This is a genomic window from Frigoribacterium sp. AP1, assembly GCF_056680555.1.
This window is the reverse complement of record NZ_CM155288.1, coordinates 2,082,765-2,096,024: the sequence shown is the minus strand read 5'-3', so window position 1 is coordinate 2,096,024 and position 13,260 is coordinate 2,082,765. Positions and strand designations below refer to the sequence as shown.

At 66.6% G+C, this 13,260-nt stretch carries 15 protein-coding genes; 7 read left to right on the top strand and 8 right to left on the bottom strand.

The window, feature by feature from the left end; genetic code table 11:
* Positions 1-244: 244 nt before the first annotated feature.
* Positions 245-754 (top strand): hypothetical protein, encoded by a 510-nt coding sequence (locus tag AC1MBW_RS10080; RefSeq protein ID WP_480024374.1) that lies wholly within the window; start codon positions 245-247, stop codon positions 752-754.
* A gap of 166 nt (positions 755-920) precedes the next feature.
* Here the strand turns inward: AC1MBW_RS10080 and AC1MBW_RS10075 are convergent, their stop codons facing one another.
* Positions 921-1,499 (bottom strand): TetR/AcrR family transcriptional regulator, encoded by a 579-nt coding sequence (locus tag AC1MBW_RS10075; RefSeq protein WP_480024373.1) that lies wholly within the window; start codon positions 1,497-1,499, stop codon positions 921-923.
* Positions 1,500-1,534: 35 nt separating this feature from the next.
* On the opposite strand from AC1MBW_RS10075, the gene AC1MBW_RS10070 reads away from it, so the two are divergent.
* Both AC1MBW_RS10070 and AC1MBW_RS10065 read left to right on the top strand, forming a co-directional pair.
* The gene (locus AC1MBW_RS10070) at positions 1,535-2,749 is read left to right on the top strand and encodes an MFS transporter (protein WP_480024372.1); all 1,215 of its coding nucleotides are present in this window, start codon (positions 1,535-1,537) and stop codon (positions 2,747-2,749) included.
* Complete coding sequence (locus AC1MBW_RS10065) at positions 2,746-3,366, top strand: DUF1349 domain-containing protein (protein ID WP_480024371.1); 621 nt, start codon at positions 2,746-2,748, stop codon at positions 3,364-3,366. The genes AC1MBW_RS10070 and AC1MBW_RS10065 overlap by 4 nt, the downstream gene beginning before the upstream one ends.
* A 20-nt stretch (positions 3,367-3,386) precedes the next feature.
* Here AC1MBW_RS10065 and AC1MBW_RS10060 read toward each other — a convergent pair whose 3' ends face one another.
* Positions 3,387-4,010 (bottom strand): TetR/AcrR family transcriptional regulator, encoded by a 624-nt coding sequence (locus tag AC1MBW_RS10060; protein ID WP_480024370.1) that lies wholly within the window; start codon positions 4,008-4,010, stop codon positions 3,387-3,389.
* Positions 4,011-4,163: 153 nt separating this feature from the next.
* Here AC1MBW_RS10060 and AC1MBW_RS10055 point away from each other — a divergent pair, with 153 nt between their 5' ends.
* The gene (locus AC1MBW_RS10055) at positions 4,164-4,961 is read left to right on the top strand and encodes an oxidoreductase (RefSeq protein WP_480024369.1); all 798 of its coding nucleotides are present in this window, start codon (positions 4,164-4,166) and stop codon (positions 4,959-4,961) included.
* A 46-nt stretch (positions 4,962-5,007) separates the two neighbouring features.
* On the opposite strand, the gene AC1MBW_RS10050 is transcribed toward AC1MBW_RS10055, so the two are convergent.
* Positions 5,008-5,730, bottom strand: a complete 723-nt coding sequence (locus AC1MBW_RS10050; RefSeq protein WP_480024368.1) for a nitroreductase — start codon at positions 5,728-5,730, stop codon at positions 5,008-5,010.
* Between the two features lie 35 nt (positions 5,731-5,765).
* On the opposite strand from AC1MBW_RS10050, the gene AC1MBW_RS10045 reads away from it, so the two are divergent.
* Complete coding sequence (locus tag AC1MBW_RS10045; protein ID WP_480024367.1) at positions 5,766-6,341, top strand: TetR/AcrR family transcriptional regulator; 576 nt, start codon at positions 5,766-5,768, stop codon at positions 6,339-6,341.
* A gap of 11 nt (positions 6,342-6,352) precedes the next feature.
* Here AC1MBW_RS10045 and AC1MBW_RS10040 read toward each other — a convergent pair whose 3' ends face one another.
* From AC1MBW_RS10040 to AC1MBW_RS10025, 4 genes are all read right to left on the bottom strand, one after another.
* Positions 6,353-7,753, bottom strand: coding sequence for a UDP-glucose dehydrogenase family protein (locus AC1MBW_RS10040; protein ID WP_480024366.1), 1,401 nt, complete (start codon positions 7,751-7,753; stop codon positions 6,353-6,355).
* A gap of 173 nt (positions 7,754-7,926) precedes the next feature.
* Positions 7,927-8,379 (bottom strand): flavin reductase family protein, encoded by a 453-nt coding sequence (locus AC1MBW_RS10035; protein ID WP_480024365.1) that lies wholly within the window; start codon positions 8,377-8,379, stop codon positions 7,927-7,929.
* A gap of 134 nt (positions 8,380-8,513) precedes the next feature.
* Positions 8,514-9,848: an NtaA/DmoA family FMN-dependent monooxygenase gene (locus tag AC1MBW_RS10030; RefSeq protein ID WP_480024364.1), complete on the bottom strand. Its 1,335-nt coding sequence runs from the start codon at positions 9,846-9,848 to the stop codon at positions 8,514-8,516.
* A 369-nt stretch (positions 9,849-10,217) separates the two neighbouring features.
* The gene (locus AC1MBW_RS10025; RefSeq protein WP_480024363.1) at positions 10,218-10,628 is read right to left on the bottom strand and encodes a hypothetical protein; all 411 of its coding nucleotides are present in this window, start codon (positions 10,626-10,628) and stop codon (positions 10,218-10,220) included.
* A 205-nt stretch (positions 10,629-10,833) separates the two neighbouring features.
* On the opposite strand from AC1MBW_RS10025, the gene AC1MBW_RS10020 reads away from it, so the two are divergent.
* Positions 10,834-11,637 (top strand): MerR family transcriptional regulator, encoded by an 804-nt coding sequence (locus AC1MBW_RS10020; RefSeq protein ID WP_480024362.1) that lies wholly within the window; start codon positions 10,834-10,836, stop codon positions 11,635-11,637.
* A gap of 30 nt (positions 11,638-11,667) precedes the next feature.
* On the opposite strand, the gene AC1MBW_RS10015 is transcribed toward AC1MBW_RS10020, so the two are convergent.
* Entirely contained in the window at positions 11,668-12,555 is an 888-nt protein-coding gene (locus tag AC1MBW_RS10015) for a DUF2268 domain-containing putative Zn-dependent protease (RefSeq protein ID WP_480024361.1), read from the bottom strand.
* Positions 12,556-12,786: 231 nt separating this feature from the next.
* On the opposite strand from AC1MBW_RS10015, the gene AC1MBW_RS10010 reads away from it, so the two are divergent.
* On the top strand, positions 12,787-13,230 hold the full coding sequence (locus AC1MBW_RS10010) for a nucleoside/nucleotide kinase family protein (RefSeq protein ID WP_054145818.1): 444 nt from the start codon (positions 12,787-12,789) through the stop codon (positions 13,228-13,230).
* Positions 13,231-13,260: the final 30 nt, after the last annotated feature.

Sequence of the window (13,260 nt, the reverse complement as noted above, 5' to 3'; positions counted from 1 at the left end):
GTGCGAGCGGGAAGTCGCCCGTTCCCGGCCACGACCATCACGATCGGACTTGGGACCGGAATCCTCGTAGCGGGCGTCATTGCCGCGCTGAGCTGACATGCGACGTTCGGGACCGATGGCCGATCCCCTATCGAGACAACGACACTCTGCGAAAGCCGAGGCGCTCCTTCTCCATCTACGAAGATGCGCAAATACCTCCCTGCAGCATTAGGCAGCGTTGCTTCGACACCTGTAGACCAAGGAGATGCGCATACATGACGGGCGGCCTGTCCGGGTCGATCTCGGCCCTCGCCCCCGCTTCATCTGGTGGGGACAGGACATCGACGACGAGACACGAGATGCCATCGCAACCCAAGCCACCCTCGTCGAGACCTTCCCCACCGAAGACGCGGCACGTCGCCATGCGGAGCAGCAGTCCTGGCCGAGCGGCCCGCCGGAGGCCCTCAGCATCGTCGACGTGCGTGGGGTCAAGGACTACCTCGATCGCAAGGTGAACAAGCTCGACGAGGAGGCGGCCCTCACCTGCATCAACTTGGCCGACGATGTCCGCCACTCACTGCACCTCCCCCGGTCGCGATCCAGGGCCGCGCAAGCCGTCTACGACAAACTGGTCGAACGACAGTTCCCGTACCTCACCGATGACAGCCGCTCGAACGCGCTGAACAGATGGAGCTCGCAGGAACTAGGCCAGCTCCAGAAGATGCTGCGTTCGTCGCTGCGGTGCTTGGAAACAGGCCTCGCTGAGCCCTGGTAAGCCATCCCTTATCGGGATGCCTATGGCGGCATTGCCTTACCCCACATGTTCTGTAATTTGGCGCCCCACACTTTCCGACCAGCAGATATAAACAAGACGGCCTCTTCAGGCACGGCATCAGGCAAAAGTCCCTTGGACGTGGAAGTGGGGGGAGGGCCCACCCGGGCTAGGGCAGAGCGCGGACGACTGCCCTGATCGTCGTGCTGACGACGTCGCGGTCTAGGCCACCAGAGGCGAGCGATCGGTGGATTGGCCAGCCCTCGATGAGCGCGTCGAGGGCGCTGCACGCCCGGGCTGAGAAGTGCTGGGACAGCGAGGCACGGCTGGCCTCCACCCAGTCCGCCATCATCTGGCGAACCGCGGTGTCGTGATTGGCGAAGGAGTACATCTCGTAGATCGCGACGAGTTCACGGCCCGAGGCGTAGCCCTCTCCACAGATGAGCTCCGTCACGGCATCACAGGCAGCGTCCTGGTCCACCGCGGCGTTCAGGGCGGCGGCGTACCTCGCCGACATCGACGCGACTAGTCGGGAGAACGCTGCGCGGATGACGTGATCGAGGGTCTGGAAGTAGTAGGTCACGGACCCAAGGGGGACGGCGGCTTCCTCGGCGATCTTGCGATGCGTTGTCTTGTGTACGCCGTGTTCGACGATGACCGCGAGGGCAGCTTCGGCGATGCGGTCCCGTCGTTCCGGATCGTTTGCGACGCGTCTAGTGCCCATGTGCCCCTCTTCCTCCGTGGTCATCGTCGCACGTCCGCAAAGTGTGTACGTTTGTTCACATGCCGATTCGAGACGTGACCAGGGATGCACTCCAGCGACGAGCGGCGTTGTTCGCACTCTTCTTCGTGCCCGGACTCGGCATCTCGTCCTGGGTGACGAGGACCCCAGCCGTCCGCGATCTGCTCGGTGCATCTACGGCCGAGATCGGTCTAGTGCTGCTGGGGCTCTCAGCCGGGTCCATGGCGGGCATCCTCAGTTCGGGCGCCTTGGTATCCCGATTCGGCACCCGACCGATCGTGATGCTTGGGACCCTGCTGACCATTTTGAGCATGCCGACCATTGGCGTCGGGGCTGCGGCCGGGCAGGGTGTCGTCGTCGCAGCGGGGCTTTTCTTGTTCGGCGCGGGCATGGGTGGTGGCGAGGTCGCTCTCAACGTCGAAGGGGCCGACGTCGAGCAGATCCTCGACAGACCCGTGTTGCCGGCGCTGCACGGCTTCTTCAGCCTCGGCACCGTCGTGGGCGCTACCGCTGGAATCGCCTTCACCGCGACGGGCTTCCCCGTGGTGGGTCACCTTCTCATCGTCGGTGCCCTCGCAACGCTCGTCCTCGTTCTCGCTATCAAGCCCCTCTCGCCCGGGGTGGGTAAGGCCGACATCGCAGCTGCGGACCGCTCCACCAGGACGGGGACCGGCATTGGCTCCCTACTGCGCGACGGTCGACTTCTGATCATCGGCGCGGTCGTGCTCGCCATGGCCCTGGCCGAGGGAACCGCCAACGATTGGCTGCCGCTGGTGATGGTCGACGGGCATGGCTTCGACGCCGCTCTGGGGTCCACGATCTATGCGGTGTTCGCGGCCTCCATGACGCTCGGGCGCTTCTGCGGCGGCTGGTTCATCGCCCGCTTCGGCCGTGCAGCAGTGCTCACCGCCAGCGCCGTCGCCGGGGCGGCAGGTCTCGCGGTCGTGATCTTCGTCGACAATCAGGTCGCCGCCGGTGCCGCCGTGGTCCTGTGGGGCCTCGGCGCATCACTCGGGTTCCCCGTCGCGCTCAGCGCGGCCGGGGCCTCCGGGGCCGACAGCGCCGCCCGAGTGTCGCTCGTGGCGACCATCGGGTACATCGCGTTTCTCGTCGGCCCACCCGTTCTCGGCTTCCTGGGCGAGCAGCACGGGCTGCGGGCCGCGCTCATCGTCCCGTTGGCCCTCGTCGCGGCCGCAGCCTTCCTGGCACCGCTCATCGGCCGACGCGCCCACGATCCACTGAGAGCCCGCGCATGATCAGCGTGCCCGGGATCGCAACGCCCTTTCGCCCGTTCCCCGTGCGCCGCTGGCATGTCGACCCTGTCACCGCCTTGATCTGTGTCGAGAGCCTGCCGGGCAGCGACATCTTCACCGGCCCGGGCGCGGCAGCTGCTGGGGCGACGGCAGCAGCTGTTCACGACGCGGCGACTTTGCTTACCGACGCACCTGCTGGGGACTTCGCGTTGAGCGCAGAGGTCACCGGGGACTTCCGTCATGCATTCGACGCGGGCGGCCTCTTCCTTCGCCACGATCAGAACACGTGGGCGACACTGCGCCTCGAGCTCTCCCCCGACCGCGAGGCGACGGTCGTCAGCGTCGTCACCGACGGCGTCTCGGACAACGCGATCGCCTTCACCGTCAAGGCCAAGACCCTCCACCTTCGCATCTCGCGCCACGGTGCCGTATTCGCGTTCCACACCTCATCGGACGGCTTCCGCTGGCGCTTTGTCCGAGCTTTCGCCCTCCCGGGCACCCACGGAGCACTTGAGGTCGGCTTCGTGGCGCAATCACCTTATGGCAACGGCTGCGACGTGAGCTTTGACATTCCGGCACTTGCACCAACGTCGATCACGAACCTTCGCGACGGCTCCTGACCACGGGCAGGACGCGATCGTCAGCGACCGGCCGGGCGAGGGATGAACGCGAAAGCGGTTCGTGCGATGGATGTCAGACGCTCGGGGTCATGGCCGTAGGCGCCGACGATGTCGGTTCCCCTGATGACCGTCAGCAGGAGGCGTGCCACGTCTTCGGGGTCGGCGCCTGCGTCGACATCGCCGTGTCGTTGCGCCGCTCGCAAACAGTCGGCCACGGCCGCGGTGAGCGCGGCGAAGCAGTCACCGGCGATGCGCCGCACCTCGGGATCGGACGCCCCGAGCTCGAGGGCCATCTTGCTGGCGAAGCAGGCTGCGGTCGCCCGGTCGGGGGCGGGGGGCACATCGTCGGCGAGGGGAACACCGTGAACGGCTCCGAACAGATAGCCACGGAGCCGCTCGAGGGCACCCTCGTCCGGTCCAGCCAGGAGTAGGGGCGTCATGAGCGCGATGCGGGTGGAGTACTCGGCCATTGCCTGCACCATCACGCCGTGCTTGTCGTCGAACGCGGCGTACAAGCTGCCCCGACCCAGACCGGTGGCGGAGCTGATGTCATCGACGCTCGACCCGTTGTAGCCCGTCGACCGGAACTGCCGCTCGGCGGCGTGCAGGACGTGTTCGCGATCGAAAGAACGGGGTCTTGCCATAGGGGAACCGTAGCCCCGCGAAGGCGGGTTTGACAAATCAGTACAGAACTCTCTACGTTTCGTACTGTTCGGTACACAACCTCATGGCGGTCGGGGCCAGCTGGCCCTCATCTACCCCTCAGCAAAGGAAACAGCATGACGACAACTCCTCCCGTGGCTCTCGTGACGGGCGCGTCCTCAGGCATCGGCCGCGCCACAGCGCAGGCATTAGTTGACGTCGGATACACGGTGGTCGGCACGAGTCGCAAGGCGGCGAAGGCAGGACGACTCGACGGGGTGACGTTCCTCGACCTCGACGTGACCGACGACGAGTCCGTGCGCTCCTTGGTCGCCGAGGTGGTGGAGCGGTTCGGCCGAATTGACGTACTCGTCAACAATGCGGGCGTCGGCGCCCTCGGCGCCGGCGAGGAGAGCAGCATCGGTCAGATCCGTGACGTGTTCGACGTCAATGTCTTCGGCGTGATGCGCATGGCAAATGCCGTCCTGCCCCACATGCGCGCGAACCGTCGTGGTCGCGTCATCAACGTCTCATCGGTACTCGGTCTGATTCCGGCGCCGTTCATGGCCGGCTACGCCGCGGCGAAACACGCCATCGAGGGCTACTCGGAATCCGTGGACCACGAGCTGCGCGAACACGGCATCCGGATGCTCCTGGTCGAACCCGCCTTCACGAGTACGGGTTTCGAGGCGAGCAGCCTCGAAGCCGATGCCCCGATGGCGGTGTACTCCGCAGGCCGGGACGCCGCCCGAGACGCGATGGCGGCCTCGATGCGGACCGCCGACGCCCCTGAAGTGGTCGCGAAGGTCATCGTCACCGCGGCCACCGCCGCTCGACCCCGCCTGCGCTCCACCGCGGGTTCCACTGCCGCGCGGGTCAGCATTCTGCGCCGGTACGCCCCCACGAGCGTCTTCGACAAGCAGATCCGGAAGCTCAACCGGCTCGCCAGCTGAGGCCGCTCACGACGGACGGACACGTCAGCAGTGCCGCAGGAACGCGTCACGCACGAACTTCCCCCGGCGACGTGGGCTCTGTGAGTACACCGGGGGTGTCGTACGTGGTGACGCTCTCCTCGAGAGGAAGGCGAGGAGTGTCGAGATTGCGGAGAGGGGACTGTTCGTCGGGGACTCCAAAGGAGATCGCGAACAGGAGCTTGAGGTCGTTGGGGACCCCCAGGGCGGCGCGGACGGTGTCGGCATAGCCCCCGATCATTGTCTGGGGCACGCCGCTGTAGCCGCGGGCGGTGAGGGAAAGAAGGAAGTTCTGCGCGTACATGCCGACGTCGCCGGCAGCGCGCACTCCGTCTCCGATCAGCGGGGTGAAGAGAAGGGCGACGTGGGGTGCGCCGTAGAAGTGCATGTTGTCGAGCAGGACGCGGTGGCGGCTCTCATGGTCGGCGCGGGCGATGCCGCGGACGCCGTAGTGGAGGGCGGCGAAGTCGCGGGAACGCTTCGCGTGGACACCGTCGCCGTAGTCGTCAGTGAAGTCGGGGCTTCGGTGGCCCTCCTCGAAAGCCGCGACGAGCTGCTCGGCGAGGGCGTCGCGGGTGGCGCCGGAGACCAGGTGCACCTGCCAGGGCTGTGTGTTGCTGTTGGAGGGTGCGGTGCGGGCGTCGTCGAGGATCGCGCGGATCTCCGCCGGGGGAATCGTCTCGGGCAGGAATTTCCGGGCGGAGTGGCGGGCGCGGAGTGTCGCGATGAAGTCATGGTTCGTGGTGGGCATGCAGAGCCTTTCGGTGACGGTGGGAGACTGGGGTGATGACAGCGGAGATCGTGTCGCGTAAACCGCGCAGCGATGGGCTGCGCAATCGCGCAGTGCTCGTGGACGTTGCGCGGGACCATTTCCGTGAGCACGGAACCTCAGCGTCGATGGAGGCGATCGCCCGCACGGCGGGTGTCGGGCCGGGCACTTTGTACCGTCACTTCCCGGCGCGGGATGATCTGATCGCGGCGGTACTGGCTCTGCGTGACGGCGAGGTCGTCGAGCGCCTGGACGAGATCGAGCAGCTCTCCGACGGTGCTCGTGCGTTGGATGAGTGGATCGCCGCGGTCGAGTCGTACTTGGACACGTTGAACGATCTGGTCGGGCCGATCGGGCGGGCACTGAGTGATGACCAGTCGCCGATCGCCGTGTCGTGCCAGTGGCTCATCGACGCCTCGGACCGGGTGGTGGATCGGGCGCACCGTGTCGGTGCGGTCGCGGCGGATCTGCGTGGCAAGGACATTCTCTACGCGGCGTTCGCGATCGCGTGGGCGCGTCGGACTGCCGGCGAGGACGTCCAGTCGGCCGACGCGGTGCAGCGCATCGTGATGCGGGGTCTGCGACCGGTGTGACGGCACTCGGGTCAGGCGCGCTGATCTTGCGCATCGGACACGAGAGCGACAGTGGGTGAGGCCGCCGGGCGGCCGAGCGCTCGCACTTCCCAGCCTGCGGCCCGGTACGCGTCAGCGTCGAGGGCGTGCCGGGCATCGAGCAGACGCCGGTGTGCGACCAGGGCTCCAAGGCTCGCAGGGTCGGCGTCGCGGAACTCCTGCCACTCGGTGAGCAGTGCCACAGCGTCCGCGCCAGAGACGGCCTGGTCGGTGCTGCCGGCGTAAGAGAGATCAGGAAACTTCCGGCGGGCGCTGTCGTTGGCTTCCGGGTCGTACACGGTGACGAGAGCACCTTCGTCGTGCAGCAGCTGCGCGACGTGCAGCGCAGGCGCATCACGGACATCGTCGGAGTCGGGCTTGAAAGCCGCCCCGAGGCACGCGATGCGTGCTCCTCGAAGGTCTCCTCCGACGAGTTCGCGGAGGAGGTCCACCGCGCGGGTGCGGCGCCGGTTGTTGATGCCGTCCACCTCGCGAAGGAACGCGGTTGCCTGACCGACACCGAGCTCGTCGGCACGGTGCGCGAACGCGCGGATGTCCTTCGGTAGGCAGCCCCCGCCGAAGCCGAGACCGGGCTTGAGGAAGCGGCCACCGATGCGGGAATCGAGCGACAGCGCCTGGGCGAGGAGGTTGACGTCGGCGCCGGTCGCTTCACACACCTCCGCCATGGCGTTGATGAACGAGATCTTCGTGGCCAGGAACGAGTTCGCGGCGACCTTCACCAGCTCGGACGTTGCGAGGTCGCCGACGACGAGAGGGGTGCCCTCGGCAAGGATCGGGGTGTACGCAGCGGTGAGCTGTGCCTGCGCCCAGTCGGACTCGACGCCGAACACGAGTCGGTCGGGGTGCAGGGTGTCCTTCACTGCGAACCCCTCGCGAAGGAACTCCGGGTTCCAGGCGACCTCGAGGTCCGTGCCGGCGGGTGAGACGCTTTGCACCAGCTCCGTCAAGCGTGCCGCAGTGCCGATGGGCACGGTCGACTTGCCGACGAGGAGGCTCCTGCCGGTGATGCGGCGGGCGAGGTCCGAGAACGCGGAATCGACGAAGGTCATGTCGGCAGCCGCTGAACCGTGCGCCTGAGGGGTGCCCACGCAGATGAAGTGCACGTCACCGAAGGCAGCGGCCTCATCGAGGTCCGTCGTGAACCGCAACCGACCACTCCCCAGAGCCTCGCGAAGCTTCTCCGGCAGCCCGGGCTCGAAGAAAGGCACCACCCCAGAGTTCAGGAGAGCGACCTTGTCCTCGTCCACATCGACGCCGAGAACGTCGTAACCGAGGATGGCCATGCAGACCGCGTGAGTCGCGCCGAGGTAGCCCGTCCCGACGACGGTCAAGCGCGGCTGATCCACAACAGGGTGTGTGGGCGTAGCGGACATGCTGCTTCTCCTCGTGCTGACTAGAACTGCGGTGCGAGACGACCTCCGGCACCGCCGCACCACTATACGGAGCCGGGCTCCGTTAGTTTACGTCGCGGCAGCTTCCAGGGCCCTGCTCGCACATGAGGGACTACCGGGGGCTGTCTGACTTTCCCTCGTCCGGGGAACTTGGTTCATTGGGCGAGAGTTCGGACCCTGCCGCCGAAAAAGATCAAGGGGTCGCGTGCGTCATCGCGATCGAGCGCTAGGACGTCGAGGATCACGAGGGTGTGATCCCCCGCCACGACCTCGGATCGCGGTGCGACACTGATCCGGACTAAGGCGTCCTCGATGAAGGCTGCGCCATCCCGGACCTCCACTGGCAAGCCTGAGAATCGCTGGCCCGCCGGTCGCCTCAGATCCTGCGCGGCAGCCCCCATCTGTTCGCTCAGCACGCTGATGCCCCAGCGAGAGGCCAGGCGAAGTCGTGGCCAAGTGGTTGACGTGTGCGCGAAAGACAACGAAACCAGCGGCGGCTCGAGGGAGACCGACTGGAGGGAGTTCACCGGCATTCCGATGATCTCGCCATCGATCTCCGCGGCGACAGCAGCCAATCCGGTGGCGAAGCCGGCAAGAGCGTGGCGCATGGGTCCGGGCTCGACCATCAGAGCCGGTCCCCCGGCCAGGACGACCTGTGCTGCACGGTCGAGCGAGGTGGTTTCACGACACGAGTCGTGGCCTTCTGGGGCATGATGTTCTCCTGGTGTTGCGGTCGTCGAAGTCAGTGGTCCGCAGTGAGTCGCGGGTCCACCCCGAGCTGCTCGGGCAGACCGAGGTGATCACGCAGTGTCGTGCCGGTGTAGTCCTCAGGACGCAGACCGCGCCGCCGCAGAACGGGCACGACCTGATCGACGAAGGCATCCATTCCGTCGTGCAGGTCGTCGATGGTGACGGTGAAGCCATCAGCAGCCCCGGTCTGCACCCATTCCTGCAGTGTGTCTGCGATCTGTTCGGCCGTTCCAACCACAGACGGCGCCGGGTCGAGCACCCCGTGACCGAGGATCTCCATCGGGGTCCGCCCCTGCTGGGCGAGATCGATGGCGAAGGCGGCCTGCGGGACTCCGGGATGGGGTCGCAGCTGCAAGGTCTGTGTGGTGGTGAGTCGCTTGTCGCGATCAGCAGGATCGACGCGCACTCCCAGGACGGCGGAGAGGTGAGCCACACGCCCTTCGACCCCAGCGGCTTCCTCCAGCACCATGCGACGCCGGACGGCCTCCTCCAGGGTGGCTCCGACCGTGAGGGTGAAAAAGTTGAGGAACTTGACCTCGTCGGCGCCCCTGCCAGCTTCCACCGCCATGGAGCGCATCGTCTCGCGGTACGCCTTGGCCTGCTCCATCGAGGGGGCGTGCCCGATGATGCCGTTGGCGTACTTGGCTGCCGCTTGCACACCCAGGCCGCTGGCGAAGGGCATGAAGACCACCGGCTGCCCCTGCTCCGACGGCGGGATCTGCAGGGGGCCCCGCGAGGCGACGTGGCGGCCTTGAAGATTGACGGGATGGATCTGTGAGGTGTCGGCGAAGCGTCCCGTCGCCTTGTCGGGGACCCCTGCCGCTCTTCCCCAACTTCCCCAGAGCGCTTGGGTGATCTGGACGCTCTCGGTGAAGCGCTCGTACTTCTCCTCGCGCCCCGGGACCGGAAGGCCGTAATTGGCGAAGGCTTCCGGTTCGTAGCTCGGGATCGCCTGCCAGCCGGCACGACCATGGCTCATCACGTCCAGCGCGCGCACCTGGCGGGCGATCGAGTACGGCTCGACAAATGAGGTGGAGAGCGTGGTGACCAGGCCGATGCGGCGAGTTGCGGGCGCGATCGCGGCCAGGGTCAGGGTCGGCTCCATCGACACGATGGGCGGTCCAGATTCCAGGTCTCCCCAGATGAAGACGCGATCAGGAAGAAAGATGTAGTCAAGGCCGCCGCGTTCCGCTGCTTGAGCGGCCCGCACCATGAAAGTGGTGTCTGTGTAGGCACCCGGATCGGCTGACGGCATCCGCCAGGCACCGGGGTGATTGCCGTGCATCGCTCCGAGCACGGCTCCGAGCAAAAACGAGCTGTTGCTCATGTCAGACATCCTCACGTCGTGGGCCTTAGGGGTCCTGATGGCCGCCCCGATTATACGGAAGAACCCTCCGTTTAATTTTTTTATTCCCAGTTCTTTGGGCCGCTAGCGGATTGGATCTTGGTCGTGGATAAGGTCGTGATCAGTGCGGACGCCCGAGGGCGCAGAGGCATCGCGAAGGACTCCGCACGACTCATCGGGCGGAGTCGCGCGACACCGCCACTATTGGACCCGCGTCGCTTTGAGAGCGCGGCTATGTCGTGACTGGTAGATCACCCCCGGCCATCTCGGCCGAAACATTCCAAGCGAGTCCGCTGGTCGATCCCCTATCGAGCGGCTGTCGGACCGTTGAACGACCCATGCCGCTTCGGTCTACGTGAAGAGCGCGAGGGGAAGCGACACCACGAAACACACGGGCGGCACGATGGCGACGCCGCCACAGATTCCTGCCCACCGGCCAGCGCGGCCGCCCAGCGCGCCGGCGATGAGTGCGAGCACGATCGACGCAACCAGGAGCAGCGGCACGGCGAACCACAATACGGTCGTCCAATCTGCGGCTGAGAACCACAGCCACGAACTTTCGGCGCAGGCCGTGACGAAGCAGAGGATGAGGGTCAGCGGGGCGAGCAGCCGAGCCCGACCAGCCGGCTCGGCCTCGGGCTCGGGGGCGGGGGCGGGGCCGCCGCCCAGACGGGGTGGCGGGTCGATGAGGGGGTCGCGGTGGGGCAGCGCTGCCACTTCGGCCTCGGCCCGGCGGAGCAGTTCTCGGTCGGCCTCGTCCATGTCCTGACCCTAGCGATGGCACGACCACTTCAGGGCACGAGCACCCTTCGAATGGGCTCGCATTCTCAGTGATCCGAGTTATGAGCGCGTCCGGTGCCCGATCCCCTATCGGACGGCATTCACAGAGTGGCGTCGCATGTGAGGCCCGTGAAGTCTTCGCCTGCGTCCTCCGCTTACTCACCTGGGTCCGTGCGAGCCTGTTCGGATGAACTCTAAGGACGTGACAGCCGGCGAGCTCGTCGGGGCGGTGTCGAAGGCCACTGGTCTCACCGTCCGCACCTTGCATCACTGGGATGTGGAGGGTGTCGCGAGGGCCTCAGGTCGGACAGCAGCTGGGTATCGCGTCTATTTTCCCTCAGACGTTGACAGGGTCCGTCGTGTGCAGCGATACCGGCAGCTGGGTATGACCTTGGACGACGTCCGAGCCTTGCTGGACGTGGACACCGGCGGCCGGCGCCGACGGCTCGAGCTGCACCGAGCCGCCCTGCTCTCGAGGGTCGACGAGCTCCAGGAGGCTACCGCTGGTCTTGATCGCCTTCTCGTCGCAGACGAGCACGGCCCCCTCGTCGACGCGAACGAACGAGCCCACGTGCTCGGTAGCGGGTGGGATCCGAGCAGGACCGCCGAGGCGCGAGCCCTATGGGGCGACACACATCAGTGGGCAGAGTGGGCCGAGCGGTCTGCCGATCGCACTGCGGAGGACTGGAATGCCGTGACCCTGGCTGTGACGGAGGCGACGGGAGCAGCGGCCGAGGCTGTGCGGGCCGGCGTGGATCCGCGAAGCCAAGCTGGCGTGGAGGCCGCGGAGCGTCACCGGTCAGCCATGAGCGGGTACTTCACCTGCAGCCGGTCGATGCACGTGCTCATCACACGACGGTTCACCGACGAGACCGGGTTCATCGAGTACCACGAGGGTATCCAGCAGGGCCTCGGCGCGTGGCTCCGGCTGGCTGCTGAGGAGGCCGCACGTCAGCACGGGGTGCAGCCCGATAAGGCACTGTGGGAGTGATCTCGGCACCCCGCTGGCCTCGTGTGCTCTTCAGCCGACCAATTGCGCGACTCCGACCTCGATGATCGTGCTCGCCGGTACGTGCAACGCGTCGGCAGCCGTGGTCCTCGTCGATGCGAGATAGGCGTCGACGATGCGGTTGCCGACGGCGTAACCGGCCCCCGTCGGCAGGCCCACCGGCGTCGCCCCGAACCTCTGCGCTGCTGTGTCGCCGTGGACCCACGCGACGAACTCCTGCATGCCGGTCACGTCGAGACCGTCGACGACGCGACGTAGGACCTGATCGTCGGCGAGATGGGGCCGCCCCAGGGGCGTGTAGCCGGCCTCACCGTAGAGCTGGCGCGCGAAAGCGTCGGCGAGGCCCTCGGACACGATCTGCTCACCGACCCGGACAGTCGCCGGGTCCCACACGACGCCCCCTGGGGAGTACCGCAGGTTATGGTGCAACTCGTGGACGGCGGCCGCTTCGAGACGACCGAGATTCTCCTCCGTTGGCCACAGCGTCAGCGTGATGAAACCGGGCATGCTCCCATTGCCGCTGAAGCCGCGCGCGGGACCCATGAAATAGTCATCGCTGGCATCGCCCACCATCAGCAGGACCGTCACGTCGGGAACCTCAAGGCCTGGAACCGCGAGCGACTGCATCTCGAGGGCCTCGTTCAGCGCCTGTTCGATCCGCTGCCACGCATCAGCCGCACGCAGCTGGTCCAACGCCCAGCGGATCTCGACCGGCGGGGCGTCGAGGGAGAAGCCGAAACTCGCCGTGTGTATCGCCACGAGGTCGACATCGACGGGAAACCAACGAAACATCCCCGTCATGGGCGCGAGCATGTCGCGGAGCACGTCGGCCCGCTTCGAGGCCGGCGTCGCCAGCACTTCGGCGATGCCGTAGGACGTGTCAAGGATCGTGATCGTCATGGCCGAGAACGTAGAGCCTCACGCAACGTCAGGCTCAAGTCTCTCCGTCTTTGACGCGTGAGCAGTTGAGGATCCCCTATCGGGCGCTCCAAGCACGCGCTTCTACAGGGCTGAACGTCGGCGCATGCTCGTGGTTGCATCAGGTTCGCGACCGCTTCGTGCAGCCGCATCAGTCGGCGGCCGCCGACTCCCTTTTCCGTTTCGACGAACGAGTGAGCAGGAGAAAGCATCATGAGCAACACCGTCATCCATGACTTGGTTTCCGAGATGCTGAGTCAGCTTCCGTCCGGTGGAGGCATCGTGGCTGTGGATGGCGATGCTGGCGAGCATCTCTCGGACATGGGCAGTCAGTTAGCTCGGGAGATCAGCGCGAGAGGCCTCACGTCGTCGGTCCGATCATTCACGGGCGCAGACTTCGAGTCTTCACCCGCCGGCACGGACGTGCTGTTGGTCGTCGGCGAAGGCGCGTTGCAGCCTGGCGTCCGGACGCGGTGGAACTGGACTCTGTGGGTCGAAGCCTCCGGGGTGCGTGATCCGGCGAGCAACGACCGCAGTGCGGTGGCGTTCGAGAGCTACCGGTCGCGTGACGAGCCCAAGGGCGCCGCCTCGGCCATCGTCGACGTCAGTGACCCCGAGGCCTATCGCCGTGACTGGAACGACGCCTGTTCGATCTGAGCCACTCCCCCACGCACCCTCGTCGTCCGC

Coding starts and splice junctions, on each gene's coding strand:
- AC1MBW_RS10080 (WP_480024374.1), top strand. CDS start 245: ATGCGCATACATGACGGGCGGCCTGTCCGGGTCGATCTCGGCCCTCGC.
- AC1MBW_RS10075 (WP_480024373.1), bottom strand. CDS start 1,499: ATGACCACGGAGGAAGAGGGGCACATGGGCACTAGACGCGTCGCAAAC.
- AC1MBW_RS10070 (WP_480024372.1), top strand. CDS start 1,535: ATGCCGATTCGAGACGTGACCAGGGATGCACTCCAGCGACGAGCGGCG.
- AC1MBW_RS10065 (WP_480024371.1), top strand. CDS start 2,746: ATGATCAGCGTGCCCGGGATCGCAACGCCCTTTCGCCCGTTCCCCGTG.
- AC1MBW_RS10060 (WP_480024370.1), bottom strand. CDS start 4,010: ATGGCAAGACCCCGTTCTTTCGATCGCGAACACGTCCTGCACGCCGCC.
- AC1MBW_RS10050 (WP_480024368.1), bottom strand. CDS start 5,730: ATGCCCACCACGAACCATGACTTCATCGCGACACTCCGCGCCCGCCAC.
- AC1MBW_RS10045 (WP_480024367.1), top strand. CDS start 5,766: ATGACAGCGGAGATCGTGTCGCGTAAACCGCGCAGCGATGGGCTGCGC.
- AC1MBW_RS10040 (WP_480024366.1), bottom strand. CDS start 7,753: ATGTCCGCTACGCCCACACACCCTGTTGTGGATCAGCCGCGCTTGACC.
- AC1MBW_RS10035 (WP_480024365.1), bottom strand. CDS start 8,379: ATGCGCCACGCTCTTGCCGGCTTCGCCACCGGATTGGCTGCTGTCGCC.
- AC1MBW_RS10030 (WP_480024364.1), bottom strand. CDS start 9,848: ATGAGCAACAGCTCGTTTTTGCTCGGAGCCGTGCTCGGAGCGATGCAC.
- AC1MBW_RS10025 (WP_480024363.1), bottom strand. CDS start 10,628: ATGGACGAGGCCGACCGAGAACTGCTCCGCCGGGCCGAGGCCGAAGTG.
- AC1MBW_RS10020 (WP_480024362.1), top strand. CDS start 10,834: ATGAACTCTAAGGACGTGACAGCCGGCGAGCTCGTCGGGGCGGTGTCG.
- AC1MBW_RS10015 (WP_480024361.1), bottom strand. CDS start 12,555: ATGACGATCACGATCCTTGACACGTCCTACGGCATCGCCGAAGTGCTG.
- AC1MBW_RS10010 (WP_054145818.1), top strand. CDS start 12,787: ATGAGCAACACCGTCATCCATGACTTGGTTTCCGAGATGCTGAGTCAG.